Below are 19,694 nucleotides of genomic sequence, written 5' to 3' on the forward strand. Positions count from 1 at the left end.
AACGGAACCGCGCAGGCAGCGGATGGCAAACGGGTCGCAAGTGAGCGGGCCCACCCTCGGGAGGTGACCGACATGTCTGCGACTCCGAACCTGCTCGGCATCCGGCTGGCCCACCGCGCCATGCTCGCCGACACCGCCCGCTTCGCCACCCTCGCCCGCGAGCTCGCCGGTGCGTCGTGCCCGCCCCGCCGGGCACGCGCGGTCGCCGGCTATCTCGGGCTGCTGTGCGACTCCATCCACCATCACCATCGCGTCGAGGACGAGGTGCTCTGGCCGCTGCTCGCCGCCGCTGCGGGCGATGCGGTCGATCTGCGAGAACTCACCGACGACCATGCCCAGCTCGACCCGATGCTGGCCGGGATCAGGGCCGCCTGCGCCGACCTGGTCGACGGCCGGTCCTCGGCGGCCGCGCACCTCGCCGAACGGTTGACCTGCCTGCACACCGTGCTCGCCGAGCACATCGCCGACGAGGAGCGGACCGTGTTCCCGATCGTCACCGAGTACCTGAGCCCGGCGCGCTGGGACGAGGTCGAGGCGGCCGCCCGCGGTGGGGCCGTGCTGAGTTTCGAACTGCCACGGATGCTGGCGGTCTGCACACCCGGCGAACGCGCCGAGGTGCTGCGCGAGGGTGGGCTGCCGGTGCGGGCGATGCTGACGGTGTTCGGGGCGCGGTATCGGCGGCGGGAGCGGGTGCTGGCTGGGGGTTGAGGGTTACGCCGGGCGGCACCTGCGACGCCGGGCAGGCGCCGCCGCCGGTCGCCTGACCTCTGCCACGGACCGTGGGTGGCCGCTTGCGCGAGGTGGACCTCGCGCGCATCGCGGCGACGCTGCCGGCTCGTGCGGCGGTGGCTGGGTGGTCAGGTGAGTGGTGCGCCGGTCTCGTCGAGGGCCGCCAGCTCGGTGGCCAGGTCGGCGAGGACCCGCTCGGCCGCGGCGCGGTGCCGGGTCGCGGCGGCGTGGTCGCCCAGCCGGTCGGCGAGTTCGGCGAGGACGGTGTCGACCGGGCCGAAGGCGACCGACCCGGAATCCATGCCCGCGATGGTGCCCGCCCTGGGCAGCAGGTCGCGATAGAGCCGCTCGGCCGCTTCGGCGGTGCCGATCCGGGCGACCACCCTGGCCTCGAACGCCGACATCGCGCCCCAGTAGTAGTCGCGCAGGACCTCGGTGCCCGCATCGAGGACCGTGGCCGCCCGCTCGGTGTCGCCCGCGTCGAGCAGGGCCAGGGCGTACACGTAGCTGATCGCGTGCGGCGCGACCGCGTACAGCTGGGCGTAGCCGTCCAGGCCAGGGGCCAGGTCGCCGCGCGCCCATCCGGTCATCATCTGGGCCAGCAGAACGAGCTGGGCGCCGTTGGCGTTGCCCGCGGCGATCATCTTCGCGCTGAGGTCGGTGTCGATCGCCTCGGCGGTGGCCAGGTCACCGCGCAGGACCGCGAGGACGGCCAGGTGCGCGGTGGAGACGACCAGCAGCGGGCCGAGCTGACCGCCCTCGGCGCAGTCGAGCGCCTCCGCGATCGCCGACCGCGCGTCGACGAGCCTGCCGGCGCCCGAGGCGACCAGGAAGCGCAGGAAGTGCCCGACGGCCTGGTACTCCGGCAGGCCCGCCGCGGTCGCCACGCGCAGCAGCTCCTCGGTCAGGCCGGCGCGCTCTTGCCACAGATCGGGGCCGAGGGCGACGAAGGCCCTGGCGTTGAGCGCGGCGCACAGCAGCTCGGCGTCGCCGAGCTCGCGCGCGGTGCGCACGGCCTCGACCGAGCTGGCGAAGGCACGCGGATTGTCGAACCCCTCGACGGCGAACACGGTGGTGACGAGGAGCCGGACGCGGAGATCCGGCGCGGTCGTGCGTTCCAGCGCCGACGCGAGATCGGCCGCCATGTCGGCGTCGGGCAGACCACGGTCCCGGCTGGTCCAGAACGTGGGGGCGCGCCAGCAGGTGAGGACGGCGACGACGGGGTCTTCGTCGATCCGGGGGTCGAACGCCTGTCCCGGGTCCGGCACGGCGGACCGGAGGCGGCCGGGCGCCGCTTCTTCGGCGGCGGGGTGGGTTGTGAGTGCATCGTGGTCGCCGGCCGCGTGGTCATGGCCTGTCCGATCACCGTCGGAGGCGGCGGCCCCTTCGCGATGGGTTGTGGGGGCATCGGCGCGACCGGCCGCTCGGTCATCGCCGGTTCGCGCGCCATCGGAGGCAGCCCCTTCGCGATGGGTTGTGAAGGCATCGGCGTCACCGGCCGCTCGGTCATCGCCGGTTCGCGCGCCATCGGAGGCAGCCCCTTCGCGATGGCCGGACCGCGCGGCGTCGGCCCCGGCGGCGTTGCCATGGCTTGCTCGCGTATCGCCCCGGTCGCTCGGTCCTGCTGTGCGGTCGGTGGGCATCAGCGCGCGGGCCATGGTCAGGGTTTCGGCGCGCAGGCGGCGGGCTTGTTCGTCGCTGCCGCCGTAGGCGAGGGCGTTGATCAAGGCGCAGCGGGTCGCCAGGGCGGCCAAGCGGTCCGCGCGGACTGCCGAGGCGCTGTCATGACCCGCCCGCGCGTGCAGCTCGAGCGCCGCGCGCCACAGTGGCTCGGCATCCTGGTGGGCGCGTCGGGCGGTGCGCCTGCGAGCGGCGGCGAGAACATAGCGCAGCGCGCGGGTGGCCGTCGCGGAGCCGGCGCCGGCGATGGCATGGTGCGCCATGGCGTCGAGGATGACCGTGTCGAGTGTGGCGAGTGCGTCGGCGGGGGCGACCGAGGTGGGATCGGAAGCGCTGCCGGTCCCGGCATCACGGTGAGCCCACGTGGAGCCGGAAACGCGGCCGGTCCCCGCCGACTCACCCGCAGCCCACGCCGGACCACCAGCGCCGCCGGTCCCGGAGGCGGCACCGTCCGCACGGTCAGCCCACGCGGAGCCGGAAACGCGGCCGGCTCCCGCCGACTCACCCGCAGCCCACGCCGGACCACCAGCGCCGCCGGTCCCGGAGGCGGCACCGTCCGCACGGTCAGCCCACGCGGAACCAGAAACCCGGCCGGCTCCCGCCGACTCACCCGCAGCCCACGCCGGACCACCAGCGCCGCCGGTCCCGGACGCGGCACCGTCCGCACGGTCAGTCCGCGCGGCGGCGAGGGGATCGGAATCGGGGGCCGCGGCGGCGGATCTGGTGCTGCCGGTCGCGGTGCTGTCCACGTTGTGGGCCCGTGCGGCGACGGGATCGGGACCGGGGCCCGTGGCGGCGGGGACGAGGGGCGCGCCGGGGCCGAGGACCCGGCGTTCGAGTAGTTCCAGGGCGGACCAGTGCAGGCGGGCGCGGCGCAGGGTGGGGATGTCGCCGTAGACCGCGTCGCGGATCAGGGCGTGGGCGAAGGTGATCCGGTCGGTGTCGACGCGCACGAGGCCGGCGACCGTGACGGTGTCGACCAGGTCGACGAGGGTGTCCTCCGGTTCGGCGGTCAGGGCGAGCAGGGTGTCGAAGTCGATGTCGTCGCCCCAGACCGCGGCCAGCCGCAGGGCGCGGGCGGCGCCGGCGGGGAGCCGGGCGATGCGGCGATGCAGCACGGCTCGCACTCCTTCGGGCACCGCGCGCAGATCGCCCACCGCCGCAGCGAGCGTGGCGACCTCGCGGACGAACAGCGGATTGCCCGCGGTCCGCGCGCGCAGCCACTCGACGGTGTCGTCGTCGATCGGGGTCAGCCCGGCGCGCTCCGCGACCGCGCGCACGGCCGCGCCGTCGAGCCCGCCCAGCTCCAGCCGCAGACCGGTCGACCCCGCCAAGGCCGCGGCGGTTGCCCGCACGCCCGCGTCGGCCTCCGAGCCCCGCATGGTGACCAGCACCAGCAACGGCCGCCGCGTCAGCCATGCCACCACCTGCCGCAGAATCTGCAGGGTGGCGCTGTCGGCCCGGTGGACGTCCTCGAGCACGACCAGCAACGGCCCACCGGCCGAACACCGACCACACACCTCCGCCACCGCCCGCGCGATGGCGAACGGCCCCGCCTGTGCCCCGACACCTTCCGCCGTCGCAGGGGCCTGATCCTCCCCCACCGCCGATACCCAGGTCGGATCGAGTCCGTCGAGCAGATGCACCCAGGCCCACGCGGCGGGGGCGCCGTCGACCTCGGGGCACGATGCGCTCGCCACCGACCATCCGTCGGCCGCCAACGTCGCGGCCAGCACCTCGACCTGCGTCGATTTGCCCGCGCCCGCTTCGCCTTCCAGCCATACGACCCGAGCGCGACCGTGCGAGATCACCGCGGCGGACTCGGCGAGCAGTGCCGTGCGCTCGGCGGCATAGCCGACCACCGCGGGCTCGGATGTCCACGTACGTTCCAACGAGATGCCGACCGCCGGACCAGCCGACCCGATCCGTGCGCCCGGCCACCCCTGCCCGCCGCCGAGATCGACCTCGGTGCCGGAGTCGGAACCTTCCGATACCGGAGTGACCTCGGCCGACCCCGGAACCCGCACTGGGGGTTCGGCTTCCGCACCACCAGGAAAACGCCCGTTACCGCCCACACGCCGACCAGCGAAGCGCCCATCGCCGTCCATCGGCCGATCGCCACCCGGCACACCGGCATCCATCCGGTCATCCGATGTAGACCCGCCGCCGGCCCCGGAGAGAGCTCGTACGGACCCGGCGCCGCTCGTACGCCGATCAGCGCCGTGCCCGGTGCCGCCCGCCAGCCGATCGGCGCCCGGCCCGGCGGCCTCCGCCGAGTCATACGATGCGGACCCGCCGCCCTCCCCGGGGAGAGTTTGGGCGGACCCTGTGCCGCCCACACGCGGACCAGCGAAGCGCCCATCGCCGTCCATCGGCCGATCACCGCCCGGCACACCGGCGTCCATCCGGTCATCCGATATAGGCCCGCCGCCGGCCCGGGGGAGAGCTCGGACGGACCCACTGCCGCCCGCGAAGCGACCGGGAGCAGGGTCAGCGAGGTGCGATCCCGCTCGCTGGTCGAGTTCCGGGGCGTGGGTGAGGATGGCCGTTTCGAGGGCGTTCACGGCCGGGCTCGGGTGGACGCCGAATTCGGTGTCGAGGTAGGTGCGCAGGGCGCGGAGGGTGGCGAGGGCGTCGAGCTGGCGGCCGAGGCGGTACTGGGTAAGGGCCAGGAGGCGGGCGGCGTTCTCCCGGTCGGGGTGGTCGGTGACGTGGCGGTGCAGGAGCGCGAAGGCCTCGTCGGGGCGGTCGAGGGCCAGCGCCGCTTCGGCGCGCCCTTCGACGGCGACGCGGCGCAGTTCGTGCAGGCGGGCGGCTTCCGCGAGCACCCAGTGCGCGGTGGCGAAGGGCGCGTACGGCTCGCCGTGCCAGCAGGCCAGCGCCGTCCCGAGCCGTTGGTAGCGGTGCGCGGGGTCGTCCGGATCGCCCGCGGTGAGCAGCCGCTCGAATCGCCAGACATCGACGGCGGCGGGATCGAGGCGCAGGGCGTAGCCGGGCGCCTCGGAGACCAGCACGGTGGCGGGCGCGCGCGGCGGACGCGCCGGTTCGATCGCGCGGCGCAGGTAGGAGATGTGTGCCTGGAGCGCGCCAAGTGCCTTGGGCGGCGGATCGCCCGCCCACAGGTCCTCGATCAGCCGATCGGTGGACACCACCTCGCCGCCGGCCAGCACCAGCCTGGCCAGCAGCGCGCGCTGACGCGGCCCACCCAGATCGGCGGGCCGCTCGCCCACCTCGACCCGCAGCGGGCCGAGTACATCGATGCGTACGGCGGTCGCGCCGCCGTACGGTCCTTCCTGTTCGATACGGTCAATTTACCGGGCGATACGCACCCCCGCGACGCCGATCGCGAGACCCTGGGCGACCGTGCCGGGAATGATCCACCAGCCCTCTGCGCCGGGCAGCAGGCCGGGCATCATCGCCGCGATCGTCATCGACAGCGTGCCCGCGATGATCAGCGCCCCCGACCACCGGCCGAAGACCGCGGCGGGCCGGATCAGCGCGTACACCGCGAGCAGCACGAAACCGAGCAGCAGCGCCAGCGACAGCGGCGCCAGCACGGCGGCCGACGCGTCGGCGATCTCGCTCGCGGTGTGATGGTCGACCCCGGTGCTCACGAACGTCTCGTGATAGGCGCCGATCGGGATCACCACGGCCAGCCCGGCGAACAGCAGCCCGTGCGCGAGGGTGAGCATCCGGCTCGCCCAGCCGCCGTCCGCCCTGCGGATGACGCGGACCAGTGCGGGCAGGCCGACGGCCATCAGCACGGCACCCACCGCGAAGGTGAGATGCGCGGCCGTCCAGGTGGGGGCGTGCACGGCGTCCTCGGAGTGTTCGAGCGGGTGCAGCAGGTTGCCCACGGCCCACAGCAGGGCGCCGACGGCGAGGGTCACCGCGCGTGCGCGGTCCGGGCGGTGCGGCACGGGAGCATCCGGGGCCTGGCGGGTTTCGGAGGCGTATTCGATCGTCATGCGCCGAGCCTGCGCGCGGCCGATTGGCGCCCACTTGCGAACGATTTGCGACCGGATCGGCCGGCGACTCGGTCCGGCATCGAGCGGTCGCGAGCCCGCGACGACCGAGCGATCCGCGGTGACGGCTCGCGCACGCGCCGGGCCCGACACACCGGGCCCGGCGCACCGGCGGAAAAGTGATCCAGGCGACGTTTCGGCGGGAAGTTTCCGTGTGGGCGGGCTGTCCGGTTACCATGACGGCAAGGTCATGAGTACCAGCGTCAAGCCCCGGCTCGCTGGTCGGCAACCCTCCAGCTGCGGTGGGGTGCTCCGGGTGATGACCGGGCTCTCGAAGGTCGGGAGCAAGCGCGCATTCGCAGGAGGCCCCCATGTGTTGTTGTCCGTCGATCCGCCCCAGCTGAACCCACCGACGCACAACCCCTGGAGCATGTAGCCATGTCCGATTCCGCCCTGCCCGAGAACTGGTCGTTCGAGACCAAGCAGATCCACGCGGGCCAGGCCCCCGACGCGAGCACCAACGCGCGGGCGCTGCCGATCTACCAGACCACCTCCTACACCTTCCGCGACACCGATCACGCCGCCGCGCTGTTCGGTCTGGCCGAGCCGGGCAACATCTACACCCGGATCATGAACCCCACCCAGGACGCGGTCGAGCAGCGCATCGCCGCGCTCGAGGGCGGCGTCGCGGCGCTGCTGCTGGCCTCCGGCCAGGCCGCCGAGACCTACGCGATCCTGAACCTCGCCGGCGCCGGTGACCACATCGTGTCCAGCCCGCACCTCTACGGCGGCACCTACAACCTGTTCCACTACTCGCTGCCCAAGCTCGGCATCGAGGTGTCCTTCGTCGAGGACCCCGACGACCTCGAGCAGTGGCGCGCCGCCGTCCGGCCCAACACCAAGGCCTTCTTCGGCGAGACCATCGCCAACCCGAGCAGCGCCGTGTTCGACATCCCCGGCATCGCCGAGGTGGCCCACGCCGCAGGCCTGCCGCTGCTCGTGGACAACACCGTCGCGACCCCGTACCTGATCCAGCCGCTGGCCCACGGCGCCGACATCGTCGTGCACTCGGCGACGAAGTACCTCGGCGGCCACGGCGCGGCGGTGGCGGGCGCGATCGTCGACGGCGGCACCTTCGACTGGACCGTGCGCGACGCCGAGGGCAACGCGCGCTTCCCCGGCTTCACCGAGCCCGACCCCAGCTACCACGGCGCGGTCTTCGCCGACCTGGGCGCGCCCGCCTTCGCGCTGAAGGCCCGCGTGCAGCTGCTGCGCGACCTGGGCGCGGCGGTGTCGCCGTTCAACGCGTTCCTCATCGCCCAGGGCATCGAGACGCTGAGCCTGCGGATCGAGCGGCACGTGGCCAACGCCGAGGCGGTCGCGAAGTTCGTCGCCGAGCAGCCGGGTGTCGACGCCGTGTACTACGCGGGCCTCGAGACCTCGCCCTGGCACGCGCGGGCCAAGCAGCTCGCCCCCAAGGGCGCTGGCGCGATCGTCTCGTTCGAACTGGCGGGCGGCGTCGACGCGGGCAAGAAGTTCGTGGACGCTCTCAGCCTCCACAGCCATGTCGCTAACATCGGTGATGTGCGTTCTCTCGTGATTCACCCGGCGTCGACCACGCACTCGCAGTTGACGCCCGAGGAGCAGCTGGCCTCCGGCGTCACCCCGGGGCTGGTCCGGCTCGCCGTGGGCATCGAGGGAATCGACGACATCCTGGCCGATCTGCGGGCCGGATTCGCGGCGGCGAACACGTGACTGTGAGCACCGAATCGCCGATCGCCCGTCCCGCGACCGGGGTGGCCCTGCTGCCGCCGCCGGACGGGCGACTCGGCGTGGTCGCCATCGGGGATGTGGCGCTGGAGAACGGCGCCGTGGTCCCCGATGTGCGGCTGGCGGTGCAACGCTGGGGCGAGCCCTCGCCCACGCTCGACAACGTGGTGCTGGTCGAGCACGCGCTCACCGGTGACTCGCAGGTCATCGCGAGCGCCGACAACACCGCCCCCGGCTGGTGGGAGGGGATGGTCGGTCCCGGCGCCCCGGTCGACACCGACGAGTGGTGTGTGATCGCGACGAACGTGCTCGGCGGCTGTCGCGGCAGCACCGGACCGTCCTCGCTCGCGCCCGACGGCGCGCCGTGGGGTTCCCGCTTTCCCGACCTCACCATCCGCGACCAGGTCGTCGCCGAGGCGCAGCTGCTCGATCTGCTCGGGATCGAGCGGCTGGCCGCGGTGGTCGGCGGGTCGATGGGCGGCATGCGGGTGCTGGAGTGGATGATCGGGCAGCCCGAGCGGGTCGCGGCCGCGCTGGTGCTGGCCGTCGGCGCCAGGGCCACCGCCGATCAGATCGGCACCCAGACCACCCAGATGGCGATCATCACCGCCGACCCCGACTGGCTCGGCGGCGACTATCACGGCACCGGTCGCGCGCCGATGACCGGCATGGGCCTGGCCCGCCGGATCGCGCACCTGACCTACCGCACCGAGGGCGAGCTCGACCACCGCTTCACCAATCAGGCCCAGGGCGACGAGGATCCGTGGACCGGCGGCCGCTACGCGGTGCAGAGCTATCTCGAGCACCAGGCCGAGAAGCTGTGCCAGCGCTTCGATCCGGCCACCTATGTGCTGCTCAGCGAGGCCATGAACCGGCACGACGTCGGCCGCGGGCGCGGCGGTGTCGCCGCCGCGCTGGCCTCGACCCCCGTCCCGTGTGTGGTCGGTGGCGTCGACTCCGATCGGCTGTACCCGCTGCACACCCAGGCCGAGCTGGCCGAGGGGTTGCCCGGCTGCGCAGGTCTCGAGATCGTGCATTCGCGCGACGGCCACGACGGCTTCCTCACCGAGGCGGCCGCGGTGGCCAAGCTGCTCACCGAGACCATGCGGCTCGCGCGCGAGAACCGCTGACCGTCAGCGCGTCAGCAGGGTGACGATCGAGCGCACGTAGTCCTGGAGCCGTTCCTTCGGGTACTCCTGCGGCTCGCTCACCGCGAGCCTGCCGAGCATCTCGGCGACGGTGAGGGTCGAGTTCGCGAGCAGTCCCGCGTCCATCGCCGACCAGCGCGGTGACATCGCGATGCCCACGCGGACAAGGGATTCCGCACGGGCCAGGATCTCGGCGCGGCCCGCGCGCAGGGCGGCCCGGTATTCGTCTGGCGCGCTGGCCGGGGTCGCCAGGATCAGCCGCCAGCGCGTCGGATTCGCCAGTGCCACACCGACGAACGCCTCCACGGTCGCCGAGGCCGCGGCCACCGGATCGGTGTCGAGCAGGTTCTCCGGCAGGGTCTCGGCGATCTGCTCCAGGCCCCGCTCCCGTTCGCGTTCGAGCAGGGCTTCGACGAGTTCGGCGCGGGTCTTGAACACGGTGTACAGCACCGGTTTTCCCACGCCGGCTTCCTGCGCGACGGCTTCCATGCTCAGCTCGTGCAGCTCCATTCGGCCCAGGACGGTGAACGCGGCGTCGAGCAGTTGCGCGCGGCGCTGCTCGGGCGGCAGGCGCGGGGCATAGCGGCGCCGCGGTCGTTGCTCTCGCGTCGCGGTCACGCGGACACCTCCTTCGTCCACCAGACGATACCCGGACCGCGGGCACCAATCCTACGCAGCCGTTGTATTCGCTGCGCGCAATTGCTACGGTGGCGTTGTATTCACCTGCGAGGTTCGCCCTCGGCACTGCAAAGGAGCACGTGCAATGGCCTTCGACCCGTCCACCCTGCGCCGCGACGACTACGGCTTCTTCGGACCCGACTCGGTCACCTGGAAGGTGTGGGCCTCGCCCACCGCGCTGATCGGCTTCCAGCGCGCGGTCACCCTCGAACACTTCGACCCGTTCCTGACCGCCGCCGTCGCCGACTCCCAGGGCATCTACGACAATCCGGCCTCGCGCCTCGACCACACGCTGGCCTACTTCGTGCTGGTCGCGATCGGCGACGGGCGCACGGCCATCCAGGCCGCCGAGCACCTGATGCGGGTACACGCGCCGATGACCGGCATCGAACCCGTCACCGGCAAGCGCTACGCCGCCAACAGCCCCGAGACCCAGCTGTGGATCCACCTCACCGGCTGGCATTCGGTGCTCATCGCCTACGAGATGTACGGGCCAGGCTTGACCGAAGAGGAGGAGCGGCAGTTCTGGGCCGAGTGCGCGATCGCCGCCGAACTGCAGACCTGCAAGGCGGCCGACGTGCCACGCACCCGCGAGGGGGTGCGCGCCTACTTCGAGCAGGTGCGGCCGCGCCTGTGCGTCACCGAACGGGCCGTGCGGGCGATGCGCTATCTGATGTGGGTGCCGATGAGCAAGGGCTGGCGATTCGCGCTCGGCAGCCGGTTGCTGTCTCTGGCCAGCATTCCGACCCTGCCGATCTGGATGCGCAAGCTCGGGCGCCTGCCGTTCCCCCGGGTCCTCGATCTGCTCGTGCGCATTCCGGTGCGGACGGTCGTGTGGATCGCCTCGCGCCGGGAGAACTGGGCGATGATCAAGGCCGCTCCGCTGGTGGCCCCGCTCACCGCCTCGATCTTCGCCGCCCACGTCGCCGCGCCGCCGCCGGCGAGCCCGATCACCATCACCCCCGAGCGCGCGCGAGCGCTGTACGGCAGTCAGGGTGGTCGCAGCCTGTGGGCCAAGGGCACGCCCGTCTCCGAAACCGCCTGAACGACAAGGTGCCTGCCGGGCCGGATCGACGACGCTGCGGCCCGGCGGTCACCGTGCCGTCGCGCGCCGCGCCGCCTCGATGTGGTTGATGTTCGTCTCGATCCACTCCCGCAGCGCGGCGATCGGTTCGCGCAGACTGTGCCCGAGTTCGGTGAGGGTGTACTCGACGCGCGGCGGCACGGTGGGATACACCGTGCGCGCCACGAATCCGTCGGTCTCGAGTTGCCGCAACGTCTGCGTGAGCATCTTCTGCGAGATGCCTTCGATGCGGCGGCGCAGGTCGGTGTAGCGCAGGGTGCCGTCGGCGAGCGCGTCGACGATCAGGACCGTCCACTTGCCCGCGATGTGGTCGAGGACCTCGCGGGTGGGGCATTTCGCCGAGTAGACGTCGGCGGGCAGACCACTGGCTTCGTGAATCGTGGGCACCCCGCCGAGTCTAACGCACTTTTAGGTGCCTACTTCCCAATGGAGAGCGACTCTCCGATAGTAGGAATCATGAGCACACAGACACTTTCGGTCGCCGAAGCCATCCGCACCCGCCGCACCGTCCGCCACTACCGCCCCGAGCCGATCGACCCGGCACTGCTCGACGAACTGCTCGACCTCGCCGTGCAAGCGCCCAGCGCCTGGAACATGCAGGACCGCTCCATCGTCGTGGTGACCAGCGACGAAGGCCGGAAAGCGCTCTCGGAGGCGGCCTTCGGCCAACCCCAACCGCTGGAGGCGCCCGCCGTCCTGGTGTTCGTCGCCGATCCGGCGGCCTGGGCGGCGGCCAACACCGACATCGCCGCGCAGGCCTCGGCCAGCGGGGCATGGAACGCCGAGTTCCAGGCCATGTTCGACTCCCGCGCCGAGTATCACGCGCTGCGCGAGCGCGGGCTGCTGCGCGAGAACGCCGTGAAGAACGCCATGATCGCCGCCACCTACGTGATGCTCGCCGCGACCGGCCTCGGGCTGGCCTCGGCGCCGATGAACGGGTGGGACGCCGAGCTGGTGAAGCGGGCGATCGGCATCGAGGCCGACGCGGAGCTGGCCATCGCGGTCATGGTCACCGTCGGCCACGGTGTCGCGGTGCCGCCGCACCCGGGCCGCAGGCCGCGCGAGCTGACAGTGTTCGCCGAGCGCTATCTCAACTGACGCCGAGGGTGTTGATGGTGACGGCCAGGAAGACGATGGCACTGCCGAGGGCGGTCAGGGTCGCCACGTCGAAGGGCTTGCTGCGCACGGCGAGCAAGCCCACCTGGACCGTCGGCAGACACAGCCGGAAAGCGGCCGCCACCAGGGCCGCGCTGCCGAAGATGATCGCACCACGCCGCCACCGATCCCAGGCGACGAACACGATCGCGACCAGGATCAGCGCGCTCACCACGGTCATCGGCAGGTGACTGCGCAGGTACTGCTCACCCGCCGTCAACCGCACGACCCGATGCTTCCCGGTCGTCTCCGCCTTGTTCACGGCCCCGATTGTTCCAGACGCCACCGGCGAGCGGGCGGCCCGAGCCCGATCTCGGCGCCGGCGGTGGGGCGAGCGGGCCGCGCCGCCACGGCATGACAGAGTGGTGCGCTGTGCTGCACCTGATCTTTCACAATCCCGTGATCCCGCCCAACACCGGGAACGCGATCCGGTTGGCGGCGGGGACCGGGTGCGCGTTGCATCTGATCGAGCCGCTGGGTTTCGACCTCTCGGAATCGAAGCTGCGCCGCGCCGGCCTGGACTACCACGACCTCGCGGTGGTGACCGTGCACCCCGATCTGGCGACAGCGTTCGAGGCCATCGACCCGGGCCGGGTGTTCGCGTTCACCACCCAGGCGAGCACCCGCTACACCGACATCGCCTACCGCGACAACGACGCCTTGCTGTTCGGCACCGAACCCACCGGCCTGCCCGCCGAGGTACTCACCGACCCGCGGATCACCGACCAGATCCGCATCCCGATGCTGCCCGGCCGCCGCTCGATGAACCTGTCCAACGCCGCCGCGGTCGCGGTCTACGAGGCCTGGCGCCAACTTGGCTTCCCCGGCGGGGAGTAGCGGAGCTCAGGCGTCGATGTCGAAGCGTTTGAAGCGGGAGGTGGCGCCCGCGGTCAGGCGGACGGCGGACTTGGGGACGCCGAAGTGGGCGGCGAGGAGTTCGACGGCGGCCTTGTTGGCCTTGCCCTCGACGGCGGGGGCGCGCACGTAGAGGGTGAGGGTGCCGTCGTCGGCGGTCTCGACCAGCGGGCCTTTACGGCTGTTCGGTTTGATCGTCGCCCGTACCGTCGGCACCGCTGGGCTCCTTCTTCGTCGAGGTCGGCGGCGCGGTGACAGGACGGCGGCGGCGCAGCACCGCGCGCAGGACCAGCCAGCCCACCCCGCCGAGGACGGCGAGGAAGCCGAGCCACGGAATCGCCTTGCCCGCGAAGACGATCGCGTCCTGGAGCCAGTCGACGAGCGAATTCCAGCCCGCGACGATCCCGTCCCAGAAGTTGTCCGGGTCGCCGGGGGCGTTCTTGTCGTCGGCGGTGAGGGTGATGGTGAGCGTGGACAGCGCGACCTGATCGTCGAGGGAACGCTTCTGCGCGGTCAGGCTGTCGAGTTCGCCCTGCCTGCTCGACAGCGCTTCCTCGGCGTCGATGAGGTCGGCGGTGTTGGCCGCGTTGGCCATGAGCGCGCGCAGCCGGTCGACGGAGGCCTGCAGGGCGCGGATGCGGGCGTCGAGATCCTCCCACTGCATGGTGACGTCGTCACGGTTGGTGCTCACCTTCGTGACGCTGCCGACGCCGCCGAGCCCGGTGATGAAGGCATCGGTCTTGTCGGCGGGCACCCGCACGCTGAGCACCGCGCGCGGCGTGCGCTTGTCGGTGCCCGGCTGCTCGGTCCGGCTGTCGATGCGGCCGTCCATGGCGCGCACCTGCTCGGCGACGGTGGCCGCGGCGCCGATCGGATCGTCGGCGGTGATGTCGACCGACCCGGTGATCACCTCTTTCCGGTTCGCCGAATCCTGCGGCGCCGGACTCTCTTTCGCCGGCGCGCCCTCCCGGAATCCGGGCGCCACGGCCGCCGCGGGCCCGGAGACCGTCGGCGAGGACGCCTGGTCCGCGCTCGTCTCCCCCGCGTCGTCCCCACACCCGGCCAGCAACACCAGCCCGAGTATCCCGATCAGCACCACCGCAAGCTTGCGCATGGTCGCAGCGTAATGCGCCGAGGCCGATGGCGGGCGCAGCCGCCGCTACAGATCGGCGGGCAGGATCCGGAACGCCGCCACACCGGGGGTGAGCGGTTCGATCGCCCGGAAGTCCCGCTGGTCCAGCGTGAAGATGCAGTCGGTGCGGTACTTGTCGGCCAAGGCGACGCCGACCGCGTCGGCGAGGTCGAGCCGCAAACCCTCGTACTTGGCCCGAATGGTCTGTGCCGCAGCGAGATCGACGTGCTTGAGTTCGGCGAGCCGATACCGGCCGTCCAGCATGCGCGTCATCAAGGCCTCGGTGACCTGCATCGCCGCGTCGAAACCGAGGTCACGATGGACGAGGTGATCCAGCTCGGTCAGGACCAGCGGCGAGATCACCAGGGTCTCGGTAGCCATGACCGCTGCGGCCCGCTCGTGTTCGGGCTGATCGGCATCGAACGCGGCGAACAGGGCCGAGGTGTCGGCGACGATGATCATCGACGCTCGGACCGGGACCTGATGTGGTCGTAGATGGACTGATCCATCTCCTCGACGGTGCGGGCCCGGCCGCTACGGAACACCGGCAGCGGCGCGTCGTTCTTCGGCACCTCGGAAGCGTCGAGCAGCATCGCGATTCCCCGGCGGATGAGTTCTGCCTTGCTGACGCCGGTCGCGGCAGCTTCGGCATCGAGCCGGACCTCCAACTCCTCGGGGAGGTACACGGTCGTCTTGATCATGCCATATATGGTACCACCCGTCGCCGTGGCACCTCCGCCTCGGCGGAGGGCGCTGTCAGCGTTGCTGCCGGCGGCGCAGTTCGTCGTCGATGGCGGCGAGACGGCGTTCGTGGCTCGGGTGCGTGTTCATCCAGCCGGGGACGAGGTCGGTGATGGTGGGGCCGGTCGCGCAGTCGATTTCGGCGATCGTCAGCGATTCGCGCAGGTCGTGGCCGTAGCCGAGGGCCACCGCGACCCGGTCGGCGTGGGTTTCGGCCCAGCGCGAGCGGTGCGTCGACAGCACGTCGCGCACGGGGTAGCCGACCAGGGCGAGCAGCGCGGCCCGCGGACCGAGCAGAAGCCACAGGGCGGCGGGGAGCGCGCACGGTGAGCAGCAGCACCCGGTGGTCGCGTTCGATGGCGTGGCCGAACTCGTGGGCGATCACCGCCTCGAGCTGACGATCGGTGAGCACCTCCACCGCGCGCAGGCTGACAGCGATGTGCCGATCGTGGACGACCGACGCGCGGAAATCCTGGTCGTGGACGACGCGGATCGTGCACGCCGACAACGGCACATCGGCGGTGCGCGCCACAGGCTCACCGGAAGTCGCGGGAACGGGCGACGATGGTGAGGTCGAGGGGTGCGAGGTGGTCGGCGAGCAGGCTGGCGGCGCCTTCGGCGTTCTGCAGGCGGCCGCGCACGAGCAGGGCGGTGGCGGTCTGGGCGAGGCGGCGATAGCGGGTCCACAGGCCCACCGAGCAGACGACGTTGACCATGCCGGTCTCGTCCTCCAGGTTGAGGAAGGTGACGCCGGCGGCGGTGGCGGGACGCTGCCGGTGGGTGACGGCGCCCGCGACCAGGATGCGGGTGCCGTCCTCGACGAGCAGCAGGTCGGCGGCGGGCACCACGCCGAGCGAATTCAGGTGCGCGCGCAGGAATTCGGTGGGATAGCTGCCGGGCGAGACGCCGGTGGCCCACACGTCGGCGGCGGCGAGCTCGAGCGCGCTCATGCCGGGCAGGGACGGGGCCAGCGTCGCCGGACCGGTGCCGGGCAGCAGGTCGGGCCGCTCGCCCGCCGCCGCGCCCGCCGCCCACAGCGCGGCCCTGCGCACGCTGCTCCCCCGGTCCGCGCTGTCGCCGGCACGCCTCCGCACTCCGTCGTCGACCGTGGCCTCGGCTGCTCCGGCCGCGGTTCGCGCGCCGCCCTTCGCGCGCGAGTCCCCGGCCGCGTCACCCGACTGTGTGCGCTCGGCCGCTGCCGTCTCGTCGTGTTCGGCATCGACCAGGCCGTCGAGAGCGCCCGCCGTCGCCAGCGATTCCGCTTGCGCGACAGACAATCCCACGCGGCCGGTGAGGTCGAGCATCGAGGTGTAGGGGCCGTGTTCGGCGCGCTCGGTGACGAGGCGTTCGGCGAGGTCGTCGCCGATGTGCCGGACGGCGGCGAGGCCGAGCCGGACCTCGGTCCCGGCGTTCTCCAGGGTGGGTTCGGCCCGGCTGGCATTGATGTCGGGACCGTGCACCCGCACGCCGTGCCTGCGCGCGTCGGCGACCAGCGACTGCGGCGAGTAGAAGCCCATCGGCTGAGCGCGCAGGAGCCCGGCGCAGAACGCGGCGGGGTGGTGCAGCTTGAACCACGAGGAGTAGAACACGATCGAGGCGAAACTCTGCGAATGACTCTCGGGGAAACCGAAATTGGCGAAGGCGTAGAGCTTCTCGTAGATGCGGTCGGCCAGCGCGCCGGTGATCCCGTGCAGGTCCCGCATGCCCTGGTAGAGGCGGTCCTTGAGCCGTTCCATCTTCTCCGGTGACCGTTTGGACCCCATGGCGCGGCGCAGCTGGTCGGCCTCGGCGGCGCTGAAACCGGCGACGTCGATGGCCATCTGCATCAGCTGCTCCTGAAACAGCGGGATGCCGAGGGTGCGGGCGAGCGAATTCTCCAGCGCCGGATGGTCACAGACCGGCGCTTCCTGACCGTTGCGCCTGCGGATGTACGGATGCACCGAGCCGCCCTGGATGGGGCCGGGCCGGATCAGCGCCACCTCCACCACCAGGTCGTAGAACGTCCTCGGCTTCAACCGGGGCAGGGTCGCCATCTGCGCGCGCGACTCCACCTGGAAGACCCCGATCGAGTCGGCCCGCTGCAGCATCTCGTAGACGGCCGGCTCGGCGAGATCGAGCGCGTGCAGTTCGACCTTCTCGCCCTTGTGCTCGTGGACCAGGTCGATCATGTAGCGCAGCGCCGAGAGCATGCCGAGGCCGAGCAGATCGAACTTCACCAGACCGACCGCGGCGCAGTCGTCCTTGTCCCACTGCAGCACGCTGCGGCCCGCCATCCGCGCCCACTCCACCGGGCACACGTCCGCGATCGGCCGATCACAGATCACCATGCCGCCGGAGTGGATGCCCAGATGCCGTGGCAGTCCGTCGAGTTCGCCCGCGAGTTCGAGCACCGGCGCGGGAATGTCGGTGCCGGTCTCGGCGGCAACGCCCGACCAGCGGCTCACCTGTTTGCTCCACGCGTCCTGCTGGCCGGGTGAAAAGCCCAGCGCCCGTGCGGCATCGCGCACCGAGGACTTGCCGCGATAGGTGATCACGTTCGCCACCTGGGCCGCGTAGTCGCGGCCGTACTTGCCGTAGACGTGCTGGATGGCCTCCTCGCGGCGATCGGATTCGATATCGATATCGATGTCGGGCGGCCCGTCGCGCTCGGTGGACAGGAAGCGTTCGAACAGCAGGTTGTTGCCCACCGGGTCGACATTGGTGATCCCGATGGCGTAGCAGACCGCGGAATTGGCGGCCGAGCCGCGACCCTGGCACAGGATGCCGTTGCGCTTGCAGAACTCGACGATGTCGTGCACGACCAGGAAGTAGCCGGGAAACTCCATCCGCTCGATCACCGCGAGCTCGTGCTCGATCTGCGCGTACGCCCGCGGATTCGTCTCGCGCGGGCCGTAGCGCCTGGCGGCGCCCGCGTAGCTGAGGTGGCGGAGCCAGGAGTCCTCGTCGTGACCGGACGGCACGTCGAACGGTGGCAGTTTCGGCGCGATCAACCGCAGGTCGAAGGCGCAGGCGCGGGCCAGCTCCACCGCGTTCGCCACGGCCCGCGGATGCGCGGCGAACAGCCGCGCCATCTCCGCGCCCGAGCGCAGGTGCGCGCCACCGGTGGCGGGCAGCCAGCCCGCCATCTCGTCGAGACTGCTCCTGGCCCGGATCGCGGCCAGCGCCATGGCCCTGCGCCGCTGGGCGGGCGAGGCGAAATGCGCGCCGGTGGTGGCGAGCACGGGCAGCCCGAGCCGGTCGGCCAGCGCGACGAGGTGGGCATTGCGTTCGTCGTCGGTGGCGATGCCGTGGTGGGTGAGCTCGACGCTCACCCGGTCGGCGCCGAAGCGTTCGACCAGCTCACGCAGGGCGGCTTCGGCTTTCGGCAGCGTCGTCTCGCCCGCGCGCAGGTCGAGTTCCAGCGCGGAGCGCAGGTGCCCCTTCCGGCAGCCGGTGAGGACATGCCAGTGCCCGCCCGCGGCAGCGGTGAGCGTGTCGAGGTCGTAGCGCAGGATGCCCTTCTCCCCCGCCGCCATGTGCGCGGCCGCCATCTCCCGCGACAGCCTGCGATACCCCTCCTGACCACGGGCGAGGATCAGCAGGTGCGGACCGCGCGGGTCGGCGGATCCGGTGCGCGGCAGCGAATCCGGCGCTCGCACGTGCCCGCTGCAAGACCCGGCCGGATCGTCGCCTGCACGCAGTTCGGCCGAGGTCGTGCGCCCACCCCGCGGATCGCCGATGGGACGCCTGCCGCCCCGGGGAACAGAACGGCGCCGGACCGCATCCCCTCGGCCCGGCGCCGCCTCCGCATCGGTTCCCAGTGACAGTTCGGCACCGAAAACCGTTGGTATTCCCCATTCCCTGGCCGCCTCGGCGAACCGAACGGTCCCGTAGAACCCGTTGTGGTCGGTGAGCGCGAGCGCCTCCAGACCCAGCCGCACCGCCTCCTCCACCAGCTCCTCCGGCTGACTCGCGCCGTCGAGGAAGCTGTAGGCGGAGTGGGCGTGCAGTTCGGCGAAGGGCACGGTCGCGGCGGGACGTTCGATCGAATCCGCCTCGTACGCACCGCGTTTGCGCGACCATGCCGGGCTGTCGCCGCCGTCGCCGGGATGCATCTCCTCGGCGGGGCGACGGCTCGGCTTGCCCGAGAGCACCCGCTCCAGCTCCGACCAGGTCGGCGGACCGTTGCTCCAGCCCACGCGCCCACTCCTCCCTACTCCCTTGCCACCTCCCGTTCGATCACGGTTGCCCGACCCCTCAACTCGCGGGCAAACGCTCCATCGACCGGGATTCCAGCGCGGCCTCCACATGCCCGAGCCCCGACCTGATCACCGCGCCATAGGCATCGTTGGCAAGCACATCCAGGTGCCCGCGCGCGATGGCCAGCTGCATCCGCGCCATGTCGAAGTCACCGACCCGCCGGTGACTGTCGGCCAGGTTCAGATACAGCGAGGGCAGGAATCCGCGCAGCCCCTCGTCCAGCGGGATGCCCGGCCCGAACACCGCGGCCAGCGCCCGTTGATCCCAGAGCAACGCGCCCTCGGGCAACTCCTGCACATCAGCGAGGTGATGCGCGATCACGCAGCGATGCAACGCGTCGCCGCCTTCGCCTATCTCGTCCCAGAGCCTGGTCAGCGCCGCGCGCGCAGCGTCAGGGTCGATACCGCCGAGCCGCACCGCGGCATAGATGTCCGCCATCCGATCGTCCGCCATGGGCACAAGTATCGCACATACGTTCGAATGTTGGCGAGAGGTGTTCGAACATATTTTCGAGTTTC

The 19,694-nt window shown here is 71.8% G+C and carries 18 protein-coding genes, 1 pseudogene and 1 riboswitch; of the genes and pseudogenes, 6 read left to right on the top strand and 13 right to left on the bottom strand.

Annotated elements, in window-relative coordinates; all coding sequences use genetic code 11:
• Positions 1-72: 72 nt before the first annotated feature.
• Positions 73-708, top strand: coding sequence for a hemerythrin domain-containing protein (locus AB0H56_RS09260; RefSeq protein WP_357159596.1), 636 nt, complete (start codon positions 73-75; stop codon positions 706-708).
• Positions 709-857: 149 nt separating this feature from the next.
• On the opposite strand, the gene AB0H56_RS09265 is transcribed toward AB0H56_RS09260, so the two are convergent.
• Together AB0H56_RS09265 and AB0H56_RS09270 are read right to left on the bottom strand one after the other, a co-directional pair.
• Entirely contained in the window at positions 858-5,639 is a 4,782-nt protein-coding gene (locus tag AB0H56_RS09265) for a BTAD domain-containing putative transcriptional regulator (RefSeq protein WP_357159599.1), read from the bottom strand.
• Between the two features lie 81 nt (positions 5,640-5,720).
• Positions 5,721-6,377, bottom strand: coding sequence for a hypothetical protein (locus tag AB0H56_RS09270; RefSeq protein WP_357159602.1), 657 nt, complete (start codon positions 6,375-6,377; stop codon positions 5,721-5,723).
• Between the two features lie 243 nt (positions 6,378-6,620).
• Positions 6,621-6,731: riboswitch (SAM riboswitch) on the top strand.
• A gap of 81 nt (positions 6,732-6,812) precedes the next feature.
• Between AB0H56_RS09270 and AB0H56_RS09275 the strand changes: the two genes are divergently transcribed.
• Together AB0H56_RS09275 and AB0H56_RS09280 are read left to right on the top strand one after the other, a co-directional pair.
• Complete coding sequence (locus tag AB0H56_RS09275; RefSeq protein ID WP_357159605.1) at positions 6,813-8,129, top strand: bifunctional o-acetylhomoserine/o-acetylserine sulfhydrylase; 1,317 nt, start codon at positions 6,813-6,815, stop codon at positions 8,127-8,129.
• The gene (locus tag AB0H56_RS09280) at positions 8,126-9,274 is read left to right on the top strand and encodes a homoserine O-acetyltransferase (protein ID WP_357159608.1); all 1,149 of its coding nucleotides are present in this window, start codon (positions 8,126-8,128) and stop codon (positions 9,272-9,274) included. The genes AB0H56_RS09275 and AB0H56_RS09280 overlap by 4 nt, the downstream gene beginning before the upstream one ends.
• A gap of 3 nt (positions 9,275-9,277) precedes the next feature.
• On the opposite strand, the gene AB0H56_RS09285 is transcribed toward AB0H56_RS09280, so the two are convergent.
• Positions 9,278-9,910, bottom strand: coding sequence for a helix-turn-helix domain-containing protein (locus AB0H56_RS09285; protein WP_357159611.1), 633 nt, complete (start codon positions 9,908-9,910; stop codon positions 9,278-9,280).
• Positions 9,911-10,055: 145 nt separating this feature from the next.
• On the opposite strand from AB0H56_RS09285, the gene AB0H56_RS09290 reads away from it, so the two are divergent.
• Positions 10,056-11,015, top strand: a complete 960-nt coding sequence (locus tag AB0H56_RS09290) for an oxygenase MpaB family protein (RefSeq protein WP_357159614.1) — start codon at positions 10,056-10,058, stop codon at positions 11,013-11,015.
• A 48-nt stretch (positions 11,016-11,063) separates the two neighbouring features.
• Here the strand turns inward: AB0H56_RS09290 and AB0H56_RS09295 are convergent, their stop codons facing one another.
• Positions 11,064-11,441 carry a helix-turn-helix domain-containing protein gene (locus AB0H56_RS09295; RefSeq protein WP_357159617.1) on the bottom strand — a complete coding sequence of 126 codons (378 nt, stop codon included), beginning with the start codon at positions 11,439-11,441 and terminating at the stop codon, positions 11,064-11,066.
• A gap of 69 nt (positions 11,442-11,510) precedes the next feature.
• Here AB0H56_RS09295 and AB0H56_RS09300 point away from each other — a divergent pair, with 69 nt between their 5' ends.
• Entirely contained in the window at positions 11,511-12,152 is a 642-nt protein-coding gene (locus AB0H56_RS09300) for a nitroreductase family protein (RefSeq protein WP_357159620.1), read from the top strand.
• On the opposite strand, the gene AB0H56_RS09305 is transcribed toward AB0H56_RS09300, so the two are convergent.
• The gene (locus AB0H56_RS09305) at positions 12,145-12,390 is read right to left on the bottom strand and encodes a DUF3017 domain-containing protein (protein WP_233001673.1); all 246 of its coding nucleotides are present in this window, start codon (positions 12,388-12,390) and stop codon (positions 12,145-12,147) included. The two genes, AB0H56_RS09300 and AB0H56_RS09305, sit on opposite strands and share 8 nt — an antisense overlap.
• 173 nt (positions 12,391-12,563) lie before the next feature.
• Here AB0H56_RS09305 and AB0H56_RS09310 point away from each other — a divergent pair, with 173 nt between their 5' ends.
• Positions 12,564-13,046, top strand: a complete 483-nt coding sequence (locus AB0H56_RS09310; RefSeq protein WP_357159623.1) for a tRNA (cytidine(34)-2'-O)-methyltransferase — start codon at positions 12,564-12,566, stop codon at positions 13,044-13,046.
• 6 nt (positions 13,047-13,052) lie between these two features.
• Here AB0H56_RS09310 and AB0H56_RS09315 read toward each other — a convergent pair whose 3' ends face one another.
• The 8 genes and pseudogenes from AB0H56_RS09315 to AB0H56_RS09350 all read right to left on the bottom strand — a co-directional run bounded on the left by AB0H56_RS09315 (position 13,053) and on the right by AB0H56_RS09350 (position 19,629).
• On the bottom strand, positions 13,053-13,280 hold the full coding sequence (locus AB0H56_RS09315; RefSeq protein WP_280221420.1) for a DUF167 domain-containing protein: 228 nt from the start codon (positions 13,278-13,280) through the stop codon (positions 13,053-13,055).
• Entirely contained in the window at positions 13,240-14,178 is a 939-nt protein-coding gene (locus tag AB0H56_RS09320; RefSeq protein ID WP_357159626.1) for a DUF4349 domain-containing protein, read from the bottom strand. Before AB0H56_RS09320 ends, AB0H56_RS09315 begins: the two co-directional genes overlap by 41 nt.
• A 45-nt stretch (positions 14,179-14,223) precedes the next feature.
• Positions 14,224-14,658, bottom strand: coding sequence for a PIN domain-containing protein (locus tag AB0H56_RS09325; RefSeq protein WP_357159629.1), 435 nt, complete (start codon positions 14,656-14,658; stop codon positions 14,224-14,226).
• Positions 14,655-14,897 (bottom strand): CopG family transcriptional regulator, encoded by a 243-nt coding sequence (locus tag AB0H56_RS09330; RefSeq protein ID WP_357159632.1) that lies wholly within the window; start codon positions 14,895-14,897, stop codon positions 14,655-14,657. The genes AB0H56_RS09325 and AB0H56_RS09330 overlap by 4 nt, the downstream gene beginning before the upstream one ends.
• A 55-nt stretch (positions 14,898-14,952) precedes the next feature.
• Positions 14,953-15,189 (bottom strand): M48 family metalloprotease, encoded by a 237-nt coding sequence (locus AB0H56_RS09335; protein ID WP_357159635.1) that lies wholly within the window; start codon positions 15,187-15,189, stop codon positions 14,953-14,955.
• Positions 15,190-15,322: 133 nt separating this feature from the next.
• Positions 15,323-15,469, bottom strand: a pseudogene (locus AB0H56_RS09340) (hypothetical protein); the annotation flags it as partial.
• A 4-nt stretch (positions 15,470-15,473) separates the two neighbouring features.
• Positions 15,474-19,115, bottom strand: a complete 3,642-nt coding sequence (locus AB0H56_RS09345) for an error-prone DNA polymerase (RefSeq protein WP_357159638.1) — start codon at positions 19,113-19,115, stop codon at positions 15,474-15,476.
• 58 nt (positions 19,116-19,173) lie between these two features.
• The gene (locus tag AB0H56_RS09350) at positions 19,174-19,629 is read right to left on the bottom strand and encodes a hypothetical protein (RefSeq protein WP_357159641.1); all 456 of its coding nucleotides are present in this window, start codon (positions 19,627-19,629) and stop codon (positions 19,174-19,176) included.
• Between the last annotated feature and the right edge of the window lie 65 nt (positions 19,630-19,694).

Origin of the sequence: Nocardia sp. NPDC050717 (assembly GCF_040654275.1) — a bacterium.
Lineage (GTDB): Bacteria > Actinomycetota > Actinomycetes > Mycobacteriales > Mycobacteriaceae > Nocardia.

Bases quoted from the DNA above. Each gene is read 5' to 3' on its own strand.
- AB0H56_RS09290 (WP_357159614.1), top strand. From the start codon at position 10,056: ATGGCCTTCGACCCGTCCACCCTGCGCCGCGACGACTACGGCTTCTTC.
- AB0H56_RS09300 (WP_357159620.1), top strand. From the start codon at position 11,511: ATGAGCACACAGACACTTTCGGTCGCCGAAGCCATCCGCACCCGCCGC.
- AB0H56_RS09350 (WP_357159641.1), bottom strand. From the start codon at position 19,629: ATGGCGGACGATCGGATGGCGGACATCTATGCCGCGGTGCGGCTCGGC.
- AB0H56_RS09275 (WP_357159605.1), top strand. From the start codon at position 6,813: ATGTCCGATTCCGCCCTGCCCGAGAACTGGTCGTTCGAGACCAAGCAG.
- AB0H56_RS09325 (WP_357159629.1), bottom strand. From the start codon at position 14,658: ATGATCATCGTCGCCGACACCTCGGCCCTGTTCGCCGCGTTCGATGCC.
- AB0H56_RS09330 (WP_357159632.1), bottom strand. From the start codon at position 14,897: ATGATCAAGACGACCGTGTACCTCCCCGAGGAGTTGGAGGTCCGGCTC.
- AB0H56_RS09310 (WP_357159623.1), top strand. From the start codon at position 12,564: ATGACAGAGTGGTGCGCTGTGCTGCACCTGATCTTTCACAATCCCGTG.
- AB0H56_RS09270 (WP_357159602.1), bottom strand. From the start codon at position 6,377: ATGACGATCGAATACGCCTCCGAAACCCGCCAGGCCCCGGATGCTCCC.
- AB0H56_RS09305 (WP_233001673.1), bottom strand. From the start codon at position 12,390: ATGACCGTGGTGAGCGCGCTGATCCTGGTCGCGATCGTGTTCGTCGCC.
- AB0H56_RS09320 (WP_357159626.1), bottom strand. From the start codon at position 14,178: ATGCGCAAGCTTGCGGTGGTGCTGATCGGGATACTCGGGCTGGTGTTG.
- AB0H56_RS09260 (WP_357159596.1), top strand. From the start codon at position 73: ATGTCTGCGACTCCGAACCTGCTCGGCATCCGGCTGGCCCACCGCGCC.